The organism is Mesorhizobium sp. M2C.T.Ca.TU.002.02.1.1 (assembly GCF_003997225.1).
In genome coordinates, this window is sequence record NZ_RZTO01000828.1 from 1 (window position 1) to 2,645 (window position 2,645).

The 2,645-nt window shown below is 65.0% G+C and carries 3 protein-coding genes and 1 pseudogene; 1 reads left to right on the forward strand and 3 read right to left on the reverse strand.

Annotation, left to right across the window (positions count from 1 at the left end; genetic code table 11):
- A partial coding sequence (locus EOD07_RS29990) for a S8/S53 family peptidase (protein ID WP_164772677.1) occupies window positions 1-457 on the forward strand: 457 nt, incomplete at its 5' end.
- Window positions 458-569: 112 nt separating this feature from the next.
- Here EOD07_RS29990 and EOD07_RS29995 read toward each other — a convergent pair.
- The 3 genes and pseudogenes from EOD07_RS29995 to EOD07_RS30005 form a co-directional block, all read right to left on the reverse strand.
- Window positions 570-1,838 carry a CCA tRNA nucleotidyltransferase gene (locus EOD07_RS29995; protein WP_127237896.1) on the reverse strand — a complete coding sequence of 423 codons (1,269 nt, stop codon included), beginning with the start codon at window positions 1,836-1,838 and terminating at the stop codon, window positions 570-572.
- Window positions 1,835-2,467 carry a CoA pyrophosphatase gene (locus tag EOD07_RS30000; protein WP_127237897.1) on the reverse strand — a complete coding sequence of 211 codons (633 nt, stop codon included), beginning with the start codon at window positions 2,465-2,467 and terminating at the stop codon, window positions 1,835-1,837. The genes EOD07_RS29995 and EOD07_RS30000 overlap by 4 nt, the downstream gene beginning before the upstream one ends.
- A pseudogene (locus EOD07_RS30005) lies at window positions 2,467-2,645 on the reverse strand (DUF1285 domain-containing protein); the annotation flags it as partial. The gene EOD07_RS30000 and the pseudogene EOD07_RS30005, both read right to left, overlap by 1 nt.

A 2,645-nucleotide genomic window follows, 5' to 3' on the forward strand; every position in this document is an offset into this window, starting at 1 on the left:
GGGCTCGGCCATCGTCTCGAAGGCGGCCGGCAACGACTCGGTCGCCGTCGGCGGGATCACCGGTGGCCAGCAGGACTATCTCGACCTTGCCCTGATCGGCAAACCGACGGCGATCTTCGTCGGCGCGCTGTCGACAAACGGCACCACGGCCAACAAGGCCCAGCTCGCCTGGTATTCCGACTATGCCGGCTCCAACCCGGCTGTGCAGAGCCACTTCCTGGTGGTCGGCGTCGAGGGTGACAAGACCGGTCTCTACGGAACGTCTTTCGCCGCGCCGATCATCTCCGGCTATGCCGCGATCATCGGCAGCAAGTTCACCAAGGCGACGCCCGTTCAGATCACCAATGACCTGCTCAACACCGCCCGCACCGACACGCTGGTGAACTACGACCCCTCCGTCTACGGCAAGGGCGAGGCCAGCCTTTCCCGCGCGCTCGCCCCTGTGGCGATCCATTGACAGGCGCCTGGAGCAATCCCAGGAAAGTGTGAGCGGTCCGGCTCGGCGTCTTCGCCGTAGCCTTCCGTCGGGAATTGCTTAAAAACAAAGGGATAGAGCGGTCCTGATCCTTTTAGATTTCCAGGGCCTGCGCGGCGCGTTTCATGAGCGCGCCGCGTTCCAGGGTGAAGCCCGACGCGACCCATTCCTTCTCAAGATTCTTCAGCGTCGCGCCGAGCTTCGGTCCCGGCGAGGCGCCAAGCGCGGTCAGGTCGGCGCCCTTGATCGGAAACACCGGCTTTTGCCATTTCAGCGTGAAACTGAGCAGGCGTGAGAAGCCGCCAGCCTCCATCATCGCCTGATTGTCCTCGACGGCGCGCGTCCGCGCGGCGGCGAGCGCCAGCCGGATGCGGTCGAGATAGCCGTCGCGATCGCCGTAATAGAGTTTCTTGGCCAGTTCGGTCTCGGTCGCCTTGGCATCCGGCGCAACGGTCAGCGCCCAATGCCGCAGCCGGCCGGCATCGTCGTTCGACAATCGCAGCCGCTCGCCTAGCGTCTTCATGCGCACGGCATCGGGCGGAACGATCGCCTCGAGCCTCAGCATCGGATCGGGGGCCCAGCCGAGATCTTTTCCAGCCTTGACCAGGCCATGGATGGCGTCGATGCCCCATTTCTCGCTTTCCGGCAGCACGGCGGTGAGCACGCCGGCCTGGCGCATCCAAAGCAGCGCGCGGGACGGATCCGCGGCCGACAACAGCTTCTTCACTTCGGACCAGACCCGTTCGGCGGAAAGCTGAACAAGCCCGTCCTTCAGTCTTGCGCAGGCCTTCAGGCCTTCCGCGTCCGGCCGTCCGTCACCATACCAGGCAAAGAACCGGAAAAAGCGCAGGATGCGCAGATAATCCTCGCGGATGCGCGCTTCCGCGTCGCCGATGAAACGCAGCCGCCGCGCCTCTATATCGGCGATGCCGCCGACAAGGTCGACGATCGTGCCGTCGGCTTCGGCATAGAGCGCGTTGATGGTGAAGTCGCGCCGCTCGGCGTCCGCTTTCCAGTCGCGGCCGAAGATCACTTTTGCCCGCCGCCCGTCGGTCTCGACATCGGCCCTGAGCGTCGTCACCTCATAAGGCTTGCCGCCGGCGATCACCGTGACCGTGCCATGCTCGATGCCTGTCGGCACCGTCTTGAAGCCGGCCGCCGCGGCGCGCCGGATCGTTTCCTCGGGCACGGTGGTCGCTGCGATGTCGATGTCGGCGACCGGCTGGCCGATCAATGTGTTGCGCACCGCGCCGCCGGCGACGCGCGCTTCCTCGCCGCCCTGCTTCAGCGCCGCAAGAAGCTTCTGCAGATGCTTTTCAGCCAGCCAATCGGCCCTGCCCGAGAGTGACGCCTCAGCGCTCAACCATAAAGCCTTTCATAGAGCGTGCGGATGATGCCGGCAGTGACGCCCCAGATGCGCTGGCCGCCATAGGGCATCTCGTAGAAGAACCATTCCAGCTCGTTCCAAATGCGGCTGTCGCGCGCGTGGTTGGCCGGGTCCATCAGGAAACTCAAGGGCACCTCGAAGGCGGCATCGACTTCATCGGCATTGAGCGTCAGCGAAAAATCCGGCCGAACAATGGAAAGCACGGGCACGATGCGGTAACCGCTGCCAGAGACGTAGTGGGGCATACGACCGACGATCTCGATATGCTCGCGATCCAGGCCGATCTCCTCAAAAGTCTCGCGCAACGCCGTGGCTTCAGGGCTCTCGTCGGTCGGGTCGATGGTGCCGCCCGGAAAAGCCACCTGGCCGGAATGGCTGCGCAGCCGCTCGGCGCGCTTGGTGAAGAGCACCATGGCGCCTTCGGCGCGGTCGATCACCGGGATCAGCACCGCCGCGTCGCGCAATGGTTTGACGCGTTCGAGCCTGGGATGGCCGGGATTGAAGCGATGATCGCCGAAATCGTCACCTGGCTGCGCCTCGGCCTGCGCCGCGACGCGCGCCCGAAAATCCGCAATCGAAAACGGCGCCGGCGTCACCTGGTCCATCACGCGCTCAGCCGTCTGAGCTTCTCGGCCGGCATGATCGGATAGACCTCGCCGCCCGAGCGGACCGAGAACATCGTCTTGCCGTCGATGTCGATCTCCTCGCCATGCTCGACCAGTTCGTACATGACCGGCCGCGCCACCAGGGCTTCCAGCCGCCCGCGCACCAGCACATAAGGCT

What these genes read in the sequence shown, in the direction of transcription:
- EOD07_RS30000 (WP_127237897.1), bottom strand. Translation starts at nt 2,467, where the DNA reads ATGGACCAGGTGACGCCGGCGCCGTTTTCGATTGCGGATTTTCGGGCG.